The 18,634-nt window shown below is 68.1% G+C and carries 16 protein-coding genes and 2 tRNA genes; 6 read left to right on the forward strand and 12 right to left on the reverse strand.

Features of this window, described 5'->3' with window-relative positions; all coding sequences use genetic code 11:
* Nucleotides 1-97: 97 nt before the first annotated feature.
* The 5 genes from rimO to WG922_RS06530 form a co-directional block, all read right to left on the reverse strand.
* A complete protein-coding gene (gene rimO, locus WG922_RS06510; protein ID WP_340281490.1) occupies nucleotides 98-1,492 on the reverse strand; it encodes a 30S ribosomal protein S12 methylthiotransferase RimO in 1,395 nt (464 codons plus the stop codon).
* A gap of 29 nt (nucleotides 1,493-1,521) precedes the next feature.
* Nucleotides 1,522-2,118 carry a polyhydroxyalkanoate synthesis repressor PhaR gene (phaR, locus tag WG922_RS06515; protein WP_445322798.1) on the reverse strand — a complete coding sequence of 199 codons (597 nt, stop codon included), beginning with the start codon at nucleotides 2,116-2,118 and terminating at the stop codon, nucleotides 1,522-1,524.
* Between the two features lie 127 nt (nucleotides 2,119-2,245).
* A tRNA-Val gene (locus WG922_RS06520) sits at nucleotides 2,246-2,322 on the reverse strand.
* 68 nt (nucleotides 2,323-2,390) lie between these two features.
* Nucleotides 2,391-4,586 (reverse strand): RelA/SpoT family protein, encoded by a 2,196-nt coding sequence (locus WG922_RS06525; RefSeq protein ID WP_340281494.1) that lies wholly within the window; start codon nucleotides 4,584-4,586, stop codon nucleotides 2,391-2,393.
* Nucleotides 4,558-5,502 carry an alpha/beta fold hydrolase gene (locus tag WG922_RS06530; protein ID WP_340281496.1) on the reverse strand — a complete coding sequence of 315 codons (945 nt, stop codon included), beginning with the start codon at nucleotides 5,500-5,502 and terminating at the stop codon, nucleotides 4,558-4,560. The genes WG922_RS06525 and WG922_RS06530 overlap by 29 nt, the downstream gene beginning before the upstream one ends.
* A 98-nt stretch (nucleotides 5,503-5,600) precedes the next feature.
* Here WG922_RS06530 and WG922_RS06535 point away from each other — a divergent pair, with 98 nt between their 5' ends.
* A complete protein-coding gene (locus tag WG922_RS06535) occupies nucleotides 5,601-6,371 on the forward strand; it encodes a 3-hydroxybutyrate dehydrogenase (protein WP_340281497.1) in 771 nt (256 codons plus the stop codon).
* A 90-nt stretch (nucleotides 6,372-6,461) separates the two neighbouring features.
* Here the strand turns inward: WG922_RS06535 and WG922_RS06540 are convergent, their stop codons facing one another.
* The 3 genes from WG922_RS06540 to WG922_RS06550 form a co-directional block, all read right to left on the reverse strand.
* A complete protein-coding gene (locus WG922_RS06540) occupies nucleotides 6,462-7,277 on the reverse strand; it encodes a metallophosphoesterase family protein (protein ID WP_340281499.1) in 816 nt (271 codons plus the stop codon).
* Nucleotides 7,278-7,398: 121 nt separating this feature from the next.
* Complete coding sequence (locus WG922_RS06545) at nucleotides 7,399-8,331, reverse strand: diacylglycerol/lipid kinase family protein (RefSeq protein ID WP_340281501.1); 933 nt, start codon at nucleotides 8,329-8,331, stop codon at nucleotides 7,399-7,401.
* A gap of 28 nt (nucleotides 8,332-8,359) precedes the next feature.
* On the reverse strand, nucleotides 8,360-9,124 hold the full coding sequence (locus WG922_RS06550) for an SIMPL domain-containing protein (protein ID WP_340281502.1): 765 nt from the start codon (nucleotides 9,122-9,124) through the stop codon (nucleotides 8,360-8,362).
* A 184-nt stretch (nucleotides 9,125-9,308) separates the two neighbouring features.
* Here WG922_RS06550 and ompR point away from each other — a divergent pair, with 184 nt between their 5' ends.
* Complete coding sequence (gene ompR / locus WG922_RS06555) at nucleotides 9,309-10,040, forward strand: osmolarity response regulator transcription factor OmpR (RefSeq protein ID WP_340281503.1); 732 nt, start codon at nucleotides 9,309-9,311, stop codon at nucleotides 10,038-10,040.
* Nucleotides 10,041-10,113: 73 nt separating this feature from the next.
* Complete coding sequence (locus WG922_RS06560; RefSeq protein ID WP_340281504.1) at nucleotides 10,114-11,562, forward strand: sensor histidine kinase; 1,449 nt, start codon at nucleotides 10,114-10,116, stop codon at nucleotides 11,560-11,562.
* 391 nt (nucleotides 11,563-11,953) lie between these two features.
* Here the strand turns inward: WG922_RS06560 and WG922_RS06565 are convergent, their stop codons facing one another.
* Genes WG922_RS06565 through surE form a run of 3 tightly spaced genes read right to left on the reverse strand, consistent with a single transcriptional unit; the run spans nucleotide 11,954 to nucleotide 14,593 of the window.
* A complete protein-coding gene (locus tag WG922_RS06565; RefSeq protein ID WP_340281505.1) occupies nucleotides 11,954-13,006 on the reverse strand; it encodes a peptidoglycan DD-metalloendopeptidase family protein in 1,053 nt (350 codons plus the stop codon).
* A 14-nt stretch (nucleotides 13,007-13,020) separates the two neighbouring features.
* Nucleotides 13,021-13,794, reverse strand: a complete 774-nt coding sequence (locus tag WG922_RS06570; RefSeq protein ID WP_340281506.1) for a protein-L-isoaspartate(D-aspartate) O-methyltransferase — start codon at nucleotides 13,792-13,794, stop codon at nucleotides 13,021-13,023.
* Between the two features lies 1 nt (nucleotide 13,795).
* Nucleotides 13,796-14,593, reverse strand: coding sequence for a 5'/3'-nucleotidase SurE (gene surE, locus WG922_RS06575; protein ID WP_340281508.1), 798 nt, complete (start codon nucleotides 14,591-14,593; stop codon nucleotides 13,796-13,798).
* Between the two features lie 116 nt (nucleotides 14,594-14,709).
* Here surE and WG922_RS06580 point away from each other — a divergent pair, with 116 nt between their 5' ends.
* The 3 genes from WG922_RS06580 to WG922_RS06590 all read left to right on the forward strand — a co-directional run bounded on the left by WG922_RS06580 (nucleotide 14,710) and on the right by WG922_RS06590 (nucleotide 16,389).
* Nucleotides 14,710-15,696 (forward strand): NADPH:quinone oxidoreductase family protein, encoded by a 987-nt coding sequence (locus WG922_RS06580; protein WP_340281510.1) that lies wholly within the window; start codon nucleotides 14,710-14,712, stop codon nucleotides 15,694-15,696.
* A 35-nt stretch (nucleotides 15,697-15,731) separates the two neighbouring features.
* Nucleotides 15,732-15,807: transfer RNA gene (locus tag WG922_RS06585), tRNA-His, on the forward strand.
* 276 nt (nucleotides 15,808-16,083) lie between these two features.
* The gene (locus tag WG922_RS06590) at nucleotides 16,084-16,389 is read left to right on the forward strand and encodes a hypothetical protein (protein ID WP_340281511.1); all 306 of its coding nucleotides are present in this window, start codon (nucleotides 16,084-16,086) and stop codon (nucleotides 16,387-16,389) included.
* 245 nt (nucleotides 16,390-16,634) lie between these two features.
* Here the strand turns inward: WG922_RS06590 and WG922_RS06595 are convergent, their stop codons facing one another.
* Complete coding sequence (locus tag WG922_RS06595) at nucleotides 16,635-18,563, reverse strand: SurA N-terminal domain-containing protein (RefSeq protein WP_340281512.1); 1,929 nt, start codon at nucleotides 18,561-18,563, stop codon at nucleotides 16,635-16,637.
* Nucleotides 18,564-18,634 lie beyond the last annotated feature (71 nt).

The following is an 18,634-nucleotide window of genomic DNA, read 5'->3' on the forward strand; positions in this document are numbered from 1 at the left end:
CGTGCAGAGCACCGGCCATTGCCGCCCCGCGCGTGTGACACATAGCCTGCCGCCGGGTTCGTCGCTGCGACGTCCGGGCTGCTCCAGCCGCTCTTCGTCAAATCGGCACACCCACCAGATCGTGGCCTTCGGTGCCCACGATCCGCGCGCGCGTGAACTCGCCCACCTTGAGCTGCTTGCTCAGTTTTTCGGGCGGCAGCAGCCTCACCACGCCATCGATTTCCGGCGCGTCCGCATAGGAGCGTCCAAGGCCGCCCTTGCGGCCCAGCGCCGGTGCGGAATCCACCAGCACCTGCATGGTTGCGCCGATACGCTCGCGCAGCTTCTGGGCGGACACCTGTTCGGCCACGGCCATGAAGCGGGCACGGCGCTCCTCGCGCACCTCCCTCGGCAGCATGCCCGGCAGTTCGTTGGCCGCCGCGCCGGCCACGTCGCTGTAGGCGAAGCAGCCCGCGCGGTCGATGCGCGCCTCTCGCATGAAGTCCAGCAGATCCTGGAACTCCTCGTCGGTTTCGCCAGGGAAGCCGGCGATGAACGTGCTGCGGATCACCAACTGGGGACAGGCCTCTCGCCAGCGCTGGATGCGCTCGAGGTTGCGCTCTCCGCTGGCCGGACGCTTCATGCGCCGCAGGACGTCGGGGTGGCTATGCTGAAACGGTACGTCGAGATAGGGCAGCACGTGCCCCGTGGCCATCAGCGGAATGACTTCGTCCACCGAGGGATAGGGGTACACGTAGTGCAGCCGCACCCAGGCTCCGTGCGGCTGCGCAAGCTCGCCGAGGGCCTGGACCAGCTCGAGCAGGCGTGTGCGCACCGGCCGCCCGTCGAAGAAGCCGGTGCGGTACTTCTGGTCCACACCGTAGGCCGAGGTGTCCTGGCTGATCACCAGCAGTTCCTTGACGCCCCCTTCAAAGAGCGCCCGCGCCTCCTTGAGCACGTCCCCGATGGGCCGGCTCACCAGGTCGCCGCGCATCGATGGAATGATGCAGAAGGTGCAGCGGTGGTTGCAGCCTTCGCTGATCTTCAGGTATGCGTAGTGCCGTGGCGTGAGCTTGATCCCCGCTTCGCCGAAACCACCGGGCACCAGATCGACGAAGGGGTCGTGCGGCTTGGGAAGGTGCGCATGGACGGCGTCCATCACCTCCTGCGTCGCGTGCGGGCCGGTGACTGCCAGCACGGACGGGTGCATCTGCCGCACGAGGTTGCCGCCGCCCTCACCCGCGCGCGCACCCAGGCAGCCGGTCACGATCACCCTCCCATTGCCCGCCAGCGCCTCGCCGATGGTGTCGAGGCTTTCCTTCACGGCGTCGTCGATGAAGCCGCAGGTGTTGACGATCACGAGGTCGGCACCCGCGAAATCCTTGGCGGTGCGGTAGCCTTCGGCCGAAAGCTGCGTGAGGATGAGTTCGGAGTCGGTGAGCGCCTTGGGGCAGCCCAGGCTCACGAAGCCGACTTTGGGGGGTTGGGAAGGCAGGACGGCGGGTTCACTCATGCCCGCATTGTCCCAGCTTGGGGAAGCACCTACCTTTTGATGCCGAATGCGCCGAACATCTGCTCGGTCTGCTTCTGCATCTGCTCCTGCATCTGCTCGAACATGGTCTTGGACTGCTCGAGGTAGCTGCCCATGAAGCCCTGCATCACCGGGTTCTGCACGTTCGCGAACTGCGCCCACATTTCGGGGGTGAGCTTGGATTGCTCGGCCAGCTGGGCCTGCATGTCGGTGAAGGCCTGCACATTGCGCTCAAGGTAGGTGCCCATGAAGCCCTGCATGGCATGTCCATAGAAACGGATGATGTTGGCAAGGGCCGCCTCGCTGAACATCGGCGCACCGCCCGCCTCCTCCTCGAGGATGATCTGCAGCAGGATGCTGCGCGTCAGGTCGTCGTTGGTCTTGGCGTCGCGCACCACCAGCAGCTCGTTCTGCAGCACCAGTTGCTTGACCTGTGCGAGCGTGATGTAGGCGGACGTGGTGGTGTCGTAGAGCCGGCGGTTCGGATACTTCTTGATGACCCGACGTGCCGGTTCGCTCGGGGTGGGCTGGGGATTCTTGCCTTGCAATTCGACACTCCTGGAACGGGCGCGGCCGCGGGGCGGCTGGTGGGGCGCAGTGCCGGGCATTGTAGGAAATGCGGCAAGCCGAACCGTCCGAGGTTTACCCTACGCACAACACGGCCCGCGCGTGTGAGGACCCATGCGATCTCCCAAAGAAAAACCCCTTGCAAGGGCCGCTTGCAAGGGGTTTGTCTGGTAGGCGCGATTGGACTCGAACCAACGACCCCCACCATGTCAAGGTGGTGCTCTAACCAGCTGAGCTACGCGCCTGTGTTCGTTCGAGAAGCGAGATTGTAGCAGGCCTGAAAGCGCGATTTTCCTGCCTGGCGTCCGCGTTGCTAGCGGCGGCGGGACCAGCGCACGCCCTGCACCTCGGCGACCTGGGACAGGACCCGCGCGAGTCGCTGCGAGTCGGCTATTTCCACGGTGAACGTCATCCATGCGGTGCCCTTGACCGACTGCGTCTGGACACCGATCACGTTCATCTTCTCCTTCGCGAACACTTCGGAGATGTCGCGCAGCAGCCCCTGCCGGTCGGTGGCTTCCACGGCCACATCGACCGGGTAGACCGTGCCTGCGGCACCTTCGGAGCCGCCCCACTCCACCTCGATCAGGCGCTCGGGATTGCGCGCCGAAATCTCGCGCAAGCTGCTGCAATCGCGGCGGTGGATGGTGACGCCCTTGCCGCGCGTGACGAAGCCGCCGATCGCATCGGGTGGAGCCGGCTTGCAGCAGCGCGCGAGCTGCGTCATGAGCGAATCGATGCCCACCACCAGCACGCCGCCCTTGGGTGAGGCCGAGGGGCCGCGCGGCTTCTTCAGGAGCACCTCGTCCTGCGTAGGCGGCGCTTCGGGCGGATTGAGCAGCGCCTCGATGTTGCGCAGGGAGAACTCGTCCTTTCCCACCACGGCGAACAGGTCGTCGGCGGACTTGAAGCCCAGCTTGCCGGCGAGATCCTCCAGCTTCATGGCGGTACGCCCCTCGCGCTGCAGGAGCTTTTCCACCGCTTCGCGCCCGCGCGCGACCGCCTCGTGCCGGTGCTGCTCGTTGAACCAGGCGCGCACCTTGGCGCGAGCCCGGTGGCTGGCGAGGAAGCCGAGGTCGGGGTTGAGCCAGTCGCGCGAGGGGCCACCCTCTTTTGTCGCGAGGATCTCCACCGTCTGCCCGTTCTTCAGCGGCGTGTTCAGCGGCACCATGGCACCGTCGATACGCGCACCCCGGCAGCGATGTCCCAGGCTGGTGTGCACCGTGTAGGCGAAATCCACCGGCGTTGCGCCCTGCACCAGCTCGATTACCGAGGCCTGCGGCGTGAGGACGTAAATGCGGTCGTCGAACAATCCGGTAGCGGCGCCGGCGAGATCGCGCTCCCATGCCAGCAGTTGCCGCAGCACTGCGATCTTTGCGTCGTACTCGCCGCTGGCCGCGACACCCGCATAGCCTTTGCTGCCCGCCTCCTTGTAGGCCCAGTGCGCCGCAACACCGTGCTCGGCATGCTCGTGCATGGCCTGCGTGCGGATCTGGATCTCGATGGCCCGTCCGGCGGTGTCGCGCACCACGGTGTGCAGCGACTGGTATCCGTTGGGCTTCGGACGGGCGATGTAGTCGTCGAACTCTCCCTGCACGGGCTCGAAGCGCTCATGTACCCAGGCCAGGGCGGCATAGCAGGCGCGCTCGTCGGGAACGATCACGCGCAAGGCCCGCACGTCGAACACGTTCTCGAACTCGAGCGACTTGCCGCGCATCTTCTTGACGATGCTGTAGATGTGCTTGGGACGCCCGTGCACCTGTGCCTCGATCCCCTGCGAGCGCAGCTGCGCTTCGAGCTGCGCTCGCATGTGTTCGACATAGGCTTCGCGCTCCACGCGCTTCTCGTCCAACAGACGCGCCACCTGCTTGTAGGTCTCGGGCTCCAGGAAGCGGAAGGCGAGGTCTTCCATCTCCCACTTGATCTGCCAGATGCCGAGACGGTTGGCGAGCGGCGCGAACACGTCGAGCGCCTCACGCGCCACGTCGGGCGGCGCCGCGGTGCGCGACGTCGCGTGCCAGCGCAGGGTCTGCAGGCGTGAAGCCAGCCTCAGCATCACCACGCGCAGGTCGCGCGAGAAAGCCAGCAGCATCTTGCGCACGGCCTCCGCCTGCTGGTGCGCGGCATTGGGGGGGCGCTGCTCACCGTCGCGGGTCTGCCGCTGCACCGCCACCAGCTTGGTGGTCTCCACTGCGAGCGCGGCGTAGTTGTCGCCGAAGGCCTTGGCGATCACTTCGTGCGGCCGGTTCAGGTGCGGGCAGGCATAGACGAGATAGCTCGCGGCCTGCATGGCGTCGGAGCCGCCCATCTGCTTGAGGATCGCAGCCACCGCGTCGGCGTGCACCAGCGTGTTCTCGCCCGTGTCCAGCGTCTCGCCGGAGATCAGTGGCTCGGCGAAGGCACGGGCCCGCGCAAGCGTATCGACCTGATGCGGCAGTGACTGCTCGGCGGCAGCCACCAGTTCAGAAACGGCTGCGGCCTCAGGCGCCTCGCCGGTGGAGCTCTTCATGACCCGACTCTTCCTCCTGCAGCACGAACGTGACAACCGGCTCGCGCTGCTGCTCGCTCACCAGCGTCGGCGCGTGCCCGACGCCCTCGAACTCCACCAGCCGCGCGCACGGCCCGCGCCGTGTCATCTCCAGGGCCGTCTCGTGCGTAAGCAGATCCGACTCGGTGCCGCGGAGCAACAGCGTGCGCGCGCGGATGCGGTCGTACAGATGCCACAACGCGGTCTGCCCCTCTTCTGCCTGCGCCTGCGTGAGCGCGCGCAGCGGCACCGCGATGGCCGGGTCGTAGTGCAATGCGAAGCCGCCCTCCGGCAGCGCCCGCACCATAGGCTGCGACAGCGCCAGCCACTGCTCGGGCGTGTGTGGCCCGAAGCCGGCGGAGATGGCCGAAAGCGCGTCGGCCGCGTGCTGCAGCGTATCGAAGCGGCCCGCCTGGCCCAGATAGCCGCCGATGCGCTGGATGGCCGCCCACTGGATGACCGGGCCGACGTCATTGAGGACCAGCCGGCGCACGGGCGCAGGCAGGGGCAGTTCAGGGCTGCCACACAGCGACATGCCGATCAGCCCCCCCATGCTGGTGCCGACCCAGTCGAACCAGGCCACCGGGGCGTGTTCGTCCAGCGCGGCGAACAGCGCCAGCATGTCGGCCGCGTAGGTGGGCACCTGGTAGAGGGATGGGTCACGCAACCAGTCGCTGTGACCGCGCCCGACCACATCGGGGCACACCACCCGCAGCGGCTGCGAGGCGCCCGCGAGCAGCGCGCGCGCCAGCGCATCGAAATCACGCCCCTGACGAGACAGCCCATGGACGCAGACCACGACCTGCGGCGCCTGCGGATCGCCCCACTGCCAATACGCCATTCGGTGCGTCCCGGCGGAACTGCGGCAGCTGACGTGGTGCAGGCGTGGCTCGGTCATGAGGTGGTGCGTGAAGACGGAAGGCGGGGGATGTTGCGGGGGTGGGCGCGCCAAAAATGCGGATACTCGGTGCATCCTAATTGATCGGAGTGATTCACATGCTCAGAGGCAAGACGGCCCTCGTCACCGGCTCCACCAGCGGCATCGGGCTCGGCATGGCCAAGGCCCTCGCGCGCCAGGATGCACGCATCGTCCTCAACGGCTTCGGCGACGTACAGGGCGCCAGGGATGAAGTAGCCGCGCTCGGGGTCGAGGTCGACTACCACGGCGCCGACATGAGCCGGCCCGGTGAAATCGCCGAGCTGATGCGCTTCGCGGCCGACCGCTTCGGCCGCATCGACATCCTCGTCAACAACGCCGGCATCCAGCATGTGGCGCCGGTGCAGGACTTTCCGCCCGAGAAGTGGGACGCCGTCATGGCGATCAATCTCTCCAGCGCCTTCCACACCACGCGCCTTGCGCTGCCGGCCATGCGCGAGGCCAACTGGGGCCGCATCATCAACGTGGCCTCGGTGCACGGCCTTGTTGCGTCCGCCGAGAAAAGTGCCTACGTCGCGGCCAAGCACGGGCTGGTCGGCCTGACCAAGGTGGTCGCGCTGGAGAACGCCACCACCGGCGTCACCTGCAATGCCATCTGCCCCGGCTGGGTGCTCACGCCCCTGGTGCAGAAACAGGTGGACGCGAAGGCGGCGGCCAACGGGTGGAGCAACGAAGAGGCAACGCGCCGCCTGCTCGGCGAAAAGGAGCCTTCCATGCAGTTCACCACGCCCGAGGAGCTGGGCGAGTTGGCCGTCTTCCTGTGCTCCCCGGCCGCCGGTAATGTGCGCGGGGTGGCCTGGAACATGGACGGGGGCTGGGCAGCCCAGTAGCAGGCGGTGGCTGGCGGCGATGCGCGAAGCGCGCGTTGTCTCCGTTGTGCACGCAGGCGTCGCGGACGCTGACCACGCACGCGCGCGCTCTCAGGCGAGCGCCAGCACCTGGTCCGAGGCCGACAGGAACACGCCAGCTTCCGCGTCGTAGTCGCAGCGCTCGACCCTGCAGGATCGCGGGCCGCCCACGGAAGGTGGGTGCCAGTGAATCAGGTTGACCGAGTTCGACGTTCCCCAGCGCACCCGGTGCGACAGCGCGGTGCCCGCCTGCACGCACCACATGGGGCGCGGCGTCGGGGGCGACTGCTCCTGCAACTGCACCACGTACGGCAGGTGGATGTGCCCGCCGAGCACCAGGTCGGCTCCGGCCGCAGACCATGCCTGCAAGGCGGCGTCGGCGCCTCGCAACCGGTCGTGCTCATCGGAGGCGCGCAGCACCGCCGCCGGCTGGTGCGTGACCACCACCCGCAACTGCCGCGGGCCGGCCTGGGCCAGGCGCTGGCACACGGCCTCGATCTGGCCGGGTGAGACCACGCCGTTGGTGTGGCGCTCCCGCCGGGTCGTGTTCACCCCGATCACCAGGAAATCGTTCGACTCGAGTACCGGCTCCAGGCGCGGTCCGAACGCCTGCAGATAGCGCGCGTAGGGCCGCACCGCACGCATCGCGAGGTTGTAGAGCGGAATATCGTGGTTCCCAGGCAGCACCAGCAGCGGAATACCCGCGGCCAGCTCGTTCATCGTCGATCGGGCGAGTGCGAACTGGCGCTCCGTGGCGCGCTGGGTCACGTCGCCACTGAGCACGATCAGGTCTGGCCGCCGCTCTCGCGCGAGGGCGCGCAGGGCCGCAACCACCGGGCCCTGCTCGGTGCCGAAGTGCGTGTCGGAGATATGCAGCAGCACGCTCATCGCGTCACCTCCGCGGCGCCCGGTGCAGGGCATCCCGTGTGCTCAGCGGCCCCGCGGCTTATCGGAAGCGGCTGCGTACTTCGAACTGCGGCACTGCTCGCACGCGATACGGTCCTTCGGTTCACGCGACCTCCACCCGGTCGTCGGCACACGGCAGCATGAGCATCAGCGGTGTCGGGCAGACCTCGAAGGTGATGGGCTGGGTCATCAGGCCGATCTCTCCATCGGCGGCCACTTTCACCCGTCGAATGCCGCGCATGCGCACGGTGAGCCGCTGGAAGGTGAAGCTGTCCAGCTGGCCTGCATCGCCCAGCCGGCCAAAGGCCCCCCGCAGCAGCAACCCCAGCATCGCGAGCGTGCCGATCGGCCGCACCACCAGGGCGGCCATGGAACCGCTGCCGACCTGCGCGACCAACTGCTCTTCGAGGCCGAGGCGTGCCAGCTGCAGCGCGTTGTTGCCCACGAAGAGCGTCGGCGTGCGCAGCACCCGGTGGGCGCCGTCCGCCTGGATCTCGACCGAGAGCTGATGGCGCCACTTGAACAGCGTCGCCAGCCCAGCGACCAGCGCCACCCAGCGCCGCCGACCAAAGCGGTCGAGGAAGGCCTCACGGTCGTCCAGCAGTTGTGGATACAGCCCCAAGCTGGCATTCACCAGGAACAGGCGGTGGTTGATCATGCCGACGTGCACCGGCTCGGGCGTCGCACGCAGAAGCGAGCGCGCGGACTGCTCGAGATCCTGGGAGATACCGTGCGCGCGCCCGAAGTAGTTGAAGGTGCCCTGCGGCAGCGCCCCCATGATGCAGCCGCTGCGGTGCGCTGCCTGTGCCACGGTGGTGATCGTCCCGTCGCCGCCCACCGCCACCAGCACCGAGTCGCTCTGGGCGGCGCGCTCGGCGGCGCTTCGGCTCGCCGTCTCCAGACTGGCCGGGCCGTCCACCGGCACGAACTCGAAAGGCTGCCCGGCTTCTCCGAACACGCGCTCGAGCAATTGCTGCCGGTGCTCGAGGTCGCCGGCACCGGAAGCAGGATTGATCAGGACAAGAAAGGGCCGCACTGCCGGTCCGGTTCGCCGATCGGCGCTGCTAGCGACCGGTGCCCGCCGGCGGCTGCGCTGCGGCCGGCGAAGAAAGCGCCTGCGGCGCATGCATCTGGATGGAGCCCGACACCGTCACCGACACCGTGCTGCGCCCCGGCTCCACCGGCACCGACTTGTCTGCGGCCGCGCTGCGCATTTCCATGGCCATCGGGCGCGGCCGCGGCGGCGGCATTTCCTCGCTGGACTGCACGGTCACTTCGCGCAGCCCGTATCCCCCGAAGCCGAAGCCGCGGGTGAGGTCGGCTGCCTTCTGGCGGAACTGCGCGATGGCGTCTTGCTGCGCCCGGACTTCGGCCTGCTGCCCCTGCTCTTCACTGAGGCCGAACTGCACGCCTGAGACGGTGAGCTCGTCCACGCGCCCTGCGGCCTGGCTGATGCGGGCGATGTCGCGCCCTTCCAGGACGATCTCCGCCGTGCCGGCCCATGTCTCGATCCGGCCGTCGCGGCCGTGACGCGGATGCACCTGAAAGCCGCCGGTGCGCACGTCCAGTTGCCCGCGCTCGGCCAGCGGGCGAAGGACGGCGAGCGCCTTGTCAAGCACGGCCTTCAGTTGCTCCTGCACGGCCGCCGGCTGCGCCGCCTCGCGGGTGGTACTGAGCACCATCTGCAGCTTGTCCTGCGGTACCTCGACGCGGGCGCTAGCCGTGAGGTGCAGCACGTCGCGCGGTGGCGCTGCGTCGGCATAGGCAGGGGCGCAGCTCAACCAGCAACCAAGGAAAAGCGGCAACATCAGCGAACGTGGCGATTTCATGTAGTTCTTTCTTCGTCCTCGTGCATGTCAGGGTCCACGGAAGCTCCAGCGTACGACAGGCCAGGGCCGTCGCGGGAGCATCGGGCAACTTTTGTAACCCTGTGTTAGAGGTCGGACCAAACTTCGCACGACATGCAACATGCGGCTCAAAATCGCCACTGTTACAAATAAACGTTGGAACGCCATGAATCAGACTGCAGCCCGCACCGACAAGATCCTCGTGGTCGATGACGACGCGCGGATCCGCGACCTGCTGCGCCGTTATCTGACGCAGGAAGGATTCGAAGTCATCCTTGCCGAAGACGGCAAGGCCCTGAACCGGCTCATGCTTCGCGAGACGGCCGACCTCATCGTGCTCGACCTGATGATGCCGGGTGAGGACGGGCTGTCGATCTGCCGGCGCCTGCGCGCGGCGAACGACCGTACGCCGATCATCATGCTCACCGCCAAGGGCGAGGACGTAGACCGGATAGTCGGGCTCGAAGTGGGTGCCGACGACTACCTGGGCAAGCCCTTCAATCCGCGCGAACTGCTGGCGCGGGTCCATGCCGTGCTGCGCCGCCGGCCGGTCCAGGAGGCGCCGGGCGCGCCGTCCAGCGAGAACGAGGTGGTCAACTTCGGCCCCTTCTCCTTCGACCTGGGCGCGCGTACCCTGCGCAAGAACGGCGACGAGCTGCCGCTGACCACCGGCGAATTCGCGATGCTCAAGGCGCTGGTTCGCCATCCGCGCCAGCCGCTGTCGCGCGAGAAGCTGGCGCAGCTCGCCCGCGGCCGTGAATTTGAACCGTTCGACCGCAGCCTGGACGTGCAGGTGTCGCGTTTGCGCAAACTCGTGGAGAGCGATCCCGCCGCGCCCCGCTACATTCAGACCGTGTGGGGCGTGGGTTACGTGTTCGTGCCGGACGGCGCGGGTTGAGCCTTCGCCCTTGGACGAACGCCAACGCGCGAAGGAACGGAAGGTCTTGCACACAGCCCACAGTACTGCCGCCATGGAAGGCAACAGTGGCCCAGGCACCCTGGAGACGGCGCCGGCGCCGCTCGAGACCCGGCCGCGCGTGGGCTTGTCCCTCTTCTGGCGCACCTTTTTCCTGCTCTCGCTGCTGCTGATCGGCTCGATCGTGGCCTGGCTCCAGACCTTCAGGGCCCTGGAGTTCGAGCCGCGAGCCATCCAGACGGCCCAGCAGATCGCGTCGCTCGTGAACCTGAGTCGCGCCGCGCTGGAATATTCGGACGCGATCGCCCGGGTCTCCCTCATCAAGACGCTGGCCGAGCGTGAAGGCGTGCGCATCATGCCGCGCAAGACCACCGACCAGCACATCCCCTTCGGCTCCGAATCCATGGACCAGGACATGGCGCGCGAGCTGTTTTCGCGCCTCGGCCGGGGCACCGTGCTGGCCGCGAGCGTGAACAACGAACCCGGGCTGTGGGTCGGCTTCACCATCGGCGAAGACAGCTACTGGCTCCTGATGGACCGGGCACGCTTCTCGCGCGTGGGCGGCCGCACCTGGCTGATCTGGCTGGTGACCGCGGCAGCCCTGTCGCTCGCTGGCGCAGCCCTCATCGCGCGCTTGATCAACCGGCCGCTCAAGCAGCTGTCGTTCGCCGCCAGCCGCGTGCGTGACGGCGACTTCGATGCCAGCCGGCTGGACGAGAAGGCGGTGACCAGCGAGATCCGCGAGGTCAACATCGGCTTCAACCGCATGGCGCAGCAGCTCGCCAAGATCGAGCAGGACCGCGCCGTCATGCTGGCGGGGATCTCGCACGACCTGCGCACTCCGCTGGCGCGGCTGCGGCTCGAAACCGAAATGAGCGTGGCCGACCAGGATGCGCGCGACCACATGGCCGCCGACATCGACCAGCTCGACGCCATCATCGACAAGTTCCTCGATTACGCCCGGCCCGACCATGCCCAGCTTCGCCGGGTGAGCCTGGCCGAGGTGATCCAGGCCTGCGTCTATGCCGTCCAGGACCAGGGCGACATCCGCATCAATGTCGATCTGCCCCGCAACCTGTACGTGCTGGCAGACGAGGTCGAACTGGCGCGCGTGATCTCCAACCTGCTGGAGAATGCGCGCCGCTACGGCAAGTCGCCGCAGTCCGGCATCACCGTCGTGGACATCGCCGCCAAGGCGCGCAACGAGTGGGTGCTGCTGAAGGTGCGCGACCACGGCCCGGGAGTTGCCCCGGAGGCGCTGCCGAACCTGATGAAGCCGTTCTTCCGCGGCGACACCGCGCGCACCGCCGCCACCGGCGCCGGGCTGGGGCTCGCGATCGTGGACAAGACGGTCCAGCGCATGGGCGGCGTATTCGCGCTGGCGAACACCAGCTCGGGCGGTCTGGCTGCCCACATCAAGCTGCAGCGCGCGCGCAGCCACGGCCCCTCCGACGGCGGCGGGGGCGGGGGCGAAGCACGTTCGACGGCGGGCATGCGGGGCTGAGCCACCGCGGCACGTGAGTGCCGCGCCCAGGCAAGCGACGCCCGCCCCTTTTCACTACGCCATCACGGTCCGCAGGGGGGCCTCCGTCTCGGGTGCCTGAGCCCTGCGGTGATGTCGGCGGTGCCTGCAAGGGCGGCCGCCCTCCCCCACTGCTTCGTACGCCGCGCCGATGCACAGTGGCCCCCCCGGCCGAGTCTCGAGCTACGCAGCGAGCTTGATGGACGGGGCTTGCTCCTCGGCTGGACGCTTGGCGGGTTTTTCAGCGCCATCCTGCTGCATCAGACCGGTGGCATCGCCTCCTGGGCGACGTGCAGTCCACGACGCCGGCTGCCCCGGGCGGACGCGCCAGGCTCCCCGGCGCGGGGGCTGGCGAAGCAAGTCGCGCAGCGTCTCAGCGCGTCGGCAGGAAACGCGCCGGATCGACCGGTTTGCCCTGGCGCCGGATCTCGAAATGCAGCTTCACGCGGTCCGCGTCGCTTGACCCCATCTCGGCGATCTTCTGCCCCTTGCGCACGACCTGGTCTTCCTTGACCAGCAAGGTCTGGTTGTGCGCGTAGGCGGTCAGATAGGTGTTGTTGTGCTTGAGGATCACGAGGTTGCCGTACCCGCGCAGCCCCGCGCCCGCATACACCACGCGGCCATCGGCGGACGCGAGCACCGGGTCACCCGGCTTGCCGGCGATGTCCAGGCCCTTGTTGCGGGCCTCGTCGAAACCAGCCAGCACAGTGGTGTTGCCAGGAGCGGGCCAGGCCCAGCTGATCTCGTCGTCGGGCGAAGCAGGTGTGCTGGCGGTGCCGGCGCTTTGCCCGGGGCTGGCGGGAGCGCCGGCCACCGGCGGCAGCGTAGTCGGCGGCGCAGGCGCGGGAGCCGGGGCCGGCGCCGGAGCGGATGCCGTGGCAGCCGAACCGGCGGCAGGCGCCGGCGCGGCCGGTGCCGTGGACGACGAACCCGTAGCGCCACGCGCCTGCGACGCACCCGTGCCGGACGCTGGCGGCATCGGCAGGCCGGTGATCGGCGCGGCGGTCACCGGGCGGGAGACCGCGCCGTCCTGGGAGGCGGGGGAGCCCGGCGACGTCGGCGTGGCCGCCGTCGTGACGACCGGCGGCAGGATGCGCAGCACCTGCCCGACTTCGATGAGGTTGGGGTTGTCGATGTTGTTCCAGCGCGCGATGTCACGCCAGTTCTGGCCCGTATCGAGCGCAATGCGGATCAGGGTGTCGCCGGGGCGTACCGAGTAGTAGCCCGGTTTGCCTGCGTTCTCGGCGCCCAGGGGCGGCTTCAGCGGTTCGACGGCAACCGCATCGGGCTGCGCGCTGCGCGCCACCACGGCACTGCGGTCTTCGATGGGAGCTGGTCCCCGCGTGCGGGTGGCGCAGCCCGCGAGGAGCGCCACCGACAACAGGACGAGAACGTGTTTTCGGCCCTGCCACAGCATGTGGGGCATCTTGTGCGTTTCCTTCAAGCGATTCCAGATTTTAGGGGGACGAAATGGACCGGCTCAAGCACGCGCTGCGTGATGCCGGCGGTGGACTTCTCGAGCACCACCAGGGCCTGTGCGCCACCGGGCATGACGGTGGGCGCCACGATGCGCCCGCCGACGGCGAGCTGCTCGATCCAGGCCTGCGGCACGGCATCACCGCCGGCCGCAGCGATGATGCCTGCATAGGGAGCGCCCTTGGCATAGCCGACCATGCCATCGCCGAACAGCAGGTGCACGTTTGCAAGCCGCAAGGGACGCAGGTTGTCGCGCGCCTTCTCGTGCAGCCCGCGCAGGCGTTCGACGCTGTACACCTCACGCGCCACGCGCGCGAGCACCGCGGCCTGGTAGCCGCAGCCGGTGCCGATCTCGAGCACGCGTCCAAGGCGGCCCTGGCTATCGCACTGCCCCCCGAGCAGCAGTTCGATCATGCGGGCCACCACGTTGGGCTTGGAAATCGTCTGCCCAAGTCCGATCGGCAGGCTGGTGTCTTCGTAGGCCTGGTTCACCAGCGCACTATCGACAAAGGCATGGCGCGGCACCTCGCCCATGGCGGCGAGCACACGCGTGTCGCCAATGCCCTGCGCAGCGAGCTTGTGCACCATCCGGTGGCGCACCGCGCTCGAATCGAGCCCCACCCCGCGTGGCTGCGATTCGCCCGCGGGCCGCGCCTGGGCGGTGCGCGGACGCACCGCGCCGGGCACGGGCGCCGCAGTCACCAGCTGCGCGGGGAAGGTGGGACGTCGGGCGGTCATGTCAGCTGCGTGTGGAAGATGCCGGTGCGAATGCGGATGCAGGTTTGGAAGGGGCGAGCTGGCGCTGCCATTCGGGAAGCGTTTCGTAGTCGGTCAGATCGACCTGCAGCGGTGTGACCGACACATTGCCCTGGGCCGTCGCGTGGAAGTCGGTTCCGGGCGCGCCGTCCTTGGCCGCCCCGGCGGCGCCGATCCAGTAGAGGGTGTCGCCTCGCGGGCTGGTCTGCGCGATGACGTTCTCGGCCGCGTGGCGCCGCCCCAGGCGACAGACCTCGAAAGGTCCGAGCGCCTCCAGCGGGCGATTGGGGATGTTCACGTTGAGAAGGAACGGCACCGGTCGGGTGTGGAGCTGCTGCGCGATCACCTGCTGCACCAGTTCGCGCGCCTTCTGCGCAGCGGCATCGAGATGTGCCCAGCCCTTTTCCACCTGCGAGAACGCGATGGCCGGCACGCCGAACAGGTAGCCCTCCATCGCGGCTCCCACGGTGCCCGAATAGATCGTGTCGTCGCCCATGTTGGCGCCATTGTTGATGCCGCTCACCAGCAGGTCGGGGCGGTAGCCGAGCAGCCCGGTGAGCGCGATGTGCATGCAATCGGCCGGCGTGCCATTCACGTAGCGAAAGCCCCGTGCGCCATCCATCACCGACAGGGGCTGGTTGAGCGTGAGCGCGTTCGACTTTGCACTGTTGTTGTGCTCGGGAGCGATGACCTCGACCTCGGCCAGATCCTTCAGCGCCTCATAGAGCGCGAGGATCCCGGGGGCCTGGTAGCCGTCGTCATTTGAAATGAGGATTTTCATAGGCAAGCAGATGCAAACGATTCTAGGCGCCTACGCCCTGCCGTCGCCGCAGGGACAAGGCCTCTGAACGGCACGTGCCTAACATTGCACGCATTCTTCACACGGAGCACCCCACCATGCACGCCTGGCTTTGCGAGAACCCCGTCGGTGTCGACGCCCTCCAGTGGAAGGAACTCCCGACGCCCCAGCCTGGCCCCGGTGAAGTGCTGGTCGAGATCCGCGCCGCCAGTCTGAACTTCCCGGACCTGCTGATCGTCCAGAACAAGTACCAGATCAAACCGCCGCTTCCCTTCGTGCCCGGCTCGGAGTTCGCGGGCGTCGTGGCCGCGGTCGGCGAAGGCGTGAGCCACATCGCTGCCGGCCAGTCGGTGGCCTGCCTGCACGGAACTGGCGGCTTTGCCACCCATGTGGTCGTGCCCGCGAAACTGTGCCTGCCGCTGCCGCCCGCCTGCCCCATCACCGAAGCCGCGGGCTTCATCATGACCTACGCCACGTCGCACCACGCCCTGATCGACCGCGCCCAGCTGCGCGCGGGCGAAACCGTGCTGGTGCTCGGCGCCGCAGGCGGTGTGGGGACGGCGGCCATCCAGATCGCGAAGGCGGCGGGCGCGCGGGTGATCGCCGCGGCCTCGTCGGCCGAAAAATGCGCGCTGTGCAGCGCACTCGGCGCCGACGCCACCATCGACTATGGGCAGTCGCAATTGCCCAACGCGTTCCGAGATGCCATCAAGGCCGCCACCGACGGCAAGGGTCCCGACGTGGTCTACGACCCCGTGGGTGGCGACTTCGCCGAGCCGGCGTTCCGCTCCATCGGATGGCGCGGCCGCTATCTCGTGGTGGGGTTCGCCTCCGGACCCATTCCCGCCCTGCCCATGAACCTGCCCCTGCTCAAGGGTGCTTCGATCGTGGGCGTGTTCTGGGGCGACTACGCACGCCGCGAACCGAAGGGCAATGCCGCGATGCTGCAAGAGCTCACGCAATGGTGGCTGGCGGGCAAGATCAAGCCGGTGATCGACCGCACGCTGCCCATGGCGCAGCTCAAGGAAGCCTACGCGTTGATGGGTTCGCGCAGCGTCAAGGGCAAGTTGGTCATGGTGAATTGAGGCCGCAAACGGCCGCTATAATCATCGACTCGACGGTGGCTGTAGCTCAGTTGGTAGAGTCCCAGATTGTGATTCTGGTTGTCGTGGGTTCGAGTCCCATCAGTCACCCCAGAACCCGAGCCTCGGAATGCACGCACGCGCTTCCGGGGCTTTTTTTTTGCCTCGGCCGTTTCGGCTGCTGAACCGCTACACGAGCAGCGTTTCATCGTGCAGGGCCTGAACTCCCCGCGTCCTACGGACACGTCAGGACGCATGCAGGGCCGTGCCGCCCGTGTCCGACAGCCGCCTATCGAATGCGCGCGTACCGTGGGTTGAACCGAGGCGGCACAGGGCAACGGCACAGGGCAACGTCGGCGCCTGCGGCCCCTCAGCACGGAGGACCAAGATATGAGCGAACAGGACAAACAGCACGCAAGCACACCCGCCGGACAGGAGCGCGAGTTCGACCGGTGGCGCCAATCACGCCGAAGCGGACGCAGCGGCAGCACGACCGGCGGCAACTTCGGGCCTGCGGCGGATTCGGGTGACGTCCACACGCCCAGCAGCAATCGCAGCGAGTCGGGCAACCCGGGACGGGAGCCGCGGGCCGATGGCGCGCCGCTGCACGGCGACGCGTCGGACGCGACGCGTGCGGAGCGCGACCCCCAGGGCGGCACGCCCGCGGCGCGGCCGGGAGAGCAGCACCGCTCCTGAGCGGCTCCTGCCGGATGAATTGTTCGTCCGGCACGCAAGCACGCTGCGGTCCGTGCATGCGCCCTTCGCGGCGGGTGCCCGGGCGGCGTGGATGCGCAGAGCAGACCTGGAGCTGCCAGTGCGCAGAGCACGCGCCGTGGCTTGCGAGCCGACGAGTTCCAGACCGGTGGGGCACCGGGCAGCACACCAGAAGCGCACGAGAAAAAGCCGGCGTTCAGCCGGCTTTTTCGATGTTGTGCGCGGGCTCAGCGCGTGGCCTGCGCTGCCTCATCCGGCCCGGGGCGGGGCACCCGGATTTTCGCATCGTAGCGGTCCTTGAGAAGCGCGTAATAGGCGCGCGCCTCGGCCTGCGCCCACATCTGTCCGACCTGCTGGCGTTCCTGCCCTGCGCGCTCGGCGGGCGCCGCTTCGCGTGCTAGCGTCTTGACCACCTTCACCACGGAGTAGCCCTGGCTCCCCATGTCCACGCCGGTGAATGCAGGAAGCGCCTTGGCATCGACGCGCATGGCGGCCTCGACGACCGGCTCGGAGAGGTCGCGCGGAGCCTCGCGCGAAACCACGACCGCCGCAGGCAGGTTCGCGGCGCCCGGATTGGCCTTCAGCGCCGCGAGCTGCTCGGCACCCGCCTTGCGGGCGAGTTCGATACCACGAGCCAGCTTGAGCTGCTCACGCACCTGGTCCTTCACTTCGGCAAGCGGCCGTGTGCGGGCAGGCTGGTGGGCGACGATGCGGCCGGAAGCGAGCTGGTTTGCAGCGACTTCGACCGCGTCCGTGTTGCGCTTCTTCTCGATGCTGTCGGGCGCGAACAGGGCCGCGAGGAACTTGGGACTGGCCAGCACGCCCGTGGCGCCCTGGGCCGGCTCGCGCGTGAGCCCCGTGGCGGTGCGCACCTCCAGCTTGAACTTCTCCGCGACGGCTTTGAGCCCATCGGACTGCTCGTACACGGCGTTGCCGAAGCTGTCGGCGGTCTCCGCGAACTTGCGCTGCGCCTGCTGCTTCTTCAGCTCGGCTTCGAGTTCGGGGCGCATGGCTTCGTAGCTGCGCTGCTGCGGTGCTTTCACGTCGGTGAGGCGGATGATGTGAAAGCCGAAGTCGGTCTCGACCACATCGCTGATCTCGCCTTTTTTCAACGCAAACGCCGCATCTTCGAAGGGCTTCGTCATCGCACCGCGGGTGAAGAAGTCGAGGTCGCCACCACGTGCGGCCGAGCCTGGGTCTTGCGAGTTGCGGCGCGCCAGCTCGGCGAAGGTGTCGGGCGCCTTGCGCACCTGGGCAAGCAGTTCCTGCGCCTTCTGCCGGGCCGCCTCACGCTCTTGCGGCGGGGCGCTGGCCGGGGCGGTCACCAGGATATGGCTGGCGCGGCGCTCCTCGAGTGCGGTCTGGCGCGCCACGTTCTGTTCGTAGTAGGTCTTGAGATCGGCCTCGTTCACTGCCACGTCCCGCATGACCGAGTCGAGGTCGAGCACGAGGTACTCGATGTCGATCTGTTCCGGGGCCTGGAACAGTTGCGGGTTGGCTTTGTAGTAGGCCTCTATCTCGGCGTCGGTTGGCGTGACCCGGCGGGCAAACTCGGCCGGAGCGAAGTGCTGCACCTGCACCTCGCGACGCTCGAGGTAGGCGTCGAGCGCCACCGCAGCCTGCGTGGCGGTCACGAAGCTGGTGCCCGCCAGCCCCGCCAGCACCTGGCGACTGGAGAGGTCCGCGCGCATCTGGTTCTCGAACATTTCGGGCGTCATGCCCTGCGCCGCGGCGAGCTGGCGGTAACGCGCCATGTCGATGCGGCCGTCGGGCCCGCGCAGAGAGGCGATCAGCGGACTGCGCTGCAGCTCGCCCGCCAGCCGTTCGTCACCGGTCACGAGACGCGATTTCTCGGCTGCAGCCTGCATCACCCGCTCGCGGACCATGCGCTCCAGCGTGCCATAGCGTGCCTGCGGTGAATCGAGCAGCTTGGGATCGACCCCGGGCATGCTCTCGCGCAGACGATCGACCTCCCGGCGGTGGGCGGCCTCCCATTCGCTCTCGTGGATGTCGGTGCCGGCGACGCTGGCGACGACCTGCCCACGGTCGCTCATGTTCATGTAGCCCTCGACTCCGAAGAGTACGAACGAGGGGACGATCAGCAGGAACAGGACGAACTGGAGGATCCTGGTGTTCTTGCGAACGAAATCAAACATGTCGGCTCTTTCGGCGAAAACGCCTCGCTATCCGGAAAGACAAAAGGCGAACTGCCGTTCGCCTTTGCATG

It is taken from the genome of Ramlibacter sp. AN1015 (assembly GCF_037726105.1).
Lineage (GTDB): Bacteria > Pseudomonadota > Gammaproteobacteria > Burkholderiales > Burkholderiaceae_C > Ramlibacter.

Bases quoted from the DNA above. Each gene is read 5' to 3' on its own strand.
- WG922_RS06565 (WP_340281505.1), bottom strand. From the start codon at position 13,006: ATGCCCCACATGCTGTGGCAGGGCCGAAAACACGTTCTCGTCCTGTTG.
- WG922_RS06590 (WP_340281511.1), top strand. From the start codon at position 16,084: ATGAGCGAACAGGACAAACAGCACGCAAGCACACCCGCCGGACAGGAG.
- rimO (WP_340281490.1), bottom strand. From the start codon at position 1,492: ATGAGTGAACCCGCCGTCCTGCCTTCCCAACCCCCCAAAGTCGGCTTC.
- WG922_RS06560 (WP_340281504.1), top strand. From the start codon at position 10,114: ATGGAAGGCAACAGTGGCCCAGGCACCCTGGAGACGGCGCCGGCGCCG.
- phaR (WP_445322798.1), bottom strand. From the start codon at position 2,118: ATGCCCGGCACTGCGCCCCACCAGCCGCCCCGCGGCCGCGCCCGTTCC.
- WG922_RS06530 (WP_340281496.1), bottom strand. From the start codon at position 5,502: ATGACCGAGCCACGCCTGCACCACGTCAGCTGCCGCAGTTCCGCCGGG.
- WG922_RS06540 (WP_340281499.1), bottom strand. From the start codon at position 7,277: ATGAGCGTGCTGCTGCATATCTCCGACACGCACTTCGGCACCGAGCAG.
- WG922_RS06580 (WP_340281510.1), top strand. From the start codon at position 14,710: ATGCACGCCTGGCTTTGCGAGAACCCCGTCGGTGTCGACGCCCTCCAG.
- WG922_RS06525 (WP_340281494.1), bottom strand. From the start codon at position 4,586: ATGAAGAGCTCCACCGGCGAGGCGCCTGAGGCCGCAGCCGTTTCTGAA.
- WG922_RS06550 (WP_340281502.1), bottom strand. From the start codon at position 9,124: ATGAAATCGCCACGTTCGCTGATGTTGCCGCTTTTCCTTGGTTGCTGG.
- WG922_RS06595 (WP_340281512.1), bottom strand. From the start codon at position 18,563: ATGTTTGATTTCGTTCGCAAGAACACCAGGATCCTCCAGTTCGTCCTG.
- WG922_RS06535 (WP_340281497.1), top strand. From the start codon at position 5,601: ATGCTCAGAGGCAAGACGGCCCTCGTCACCGGCTCCACCAGCGGCATC.
- ompR (WP_340281503.1), top strand. From the start codon at position 9,309: ATGAATCAGACTGCAGCCCGCACCGACAAGATCCTCGTGGTCGATGAC.
- surE (WP_340281508.1), bottom strand. From the start codon at position 14,593: ATGAAAATCCTCATTTCAAATGACGACGGCTACCAGGCCCCCGGGATC.
- WG922_RS06570 (WP_340281506.1), bottom strand. From the start codon at position 13,794: ATGACCGCCCGACGTCCCACCTTCCCCGCGCAGCTGGTGACTGCGGCG.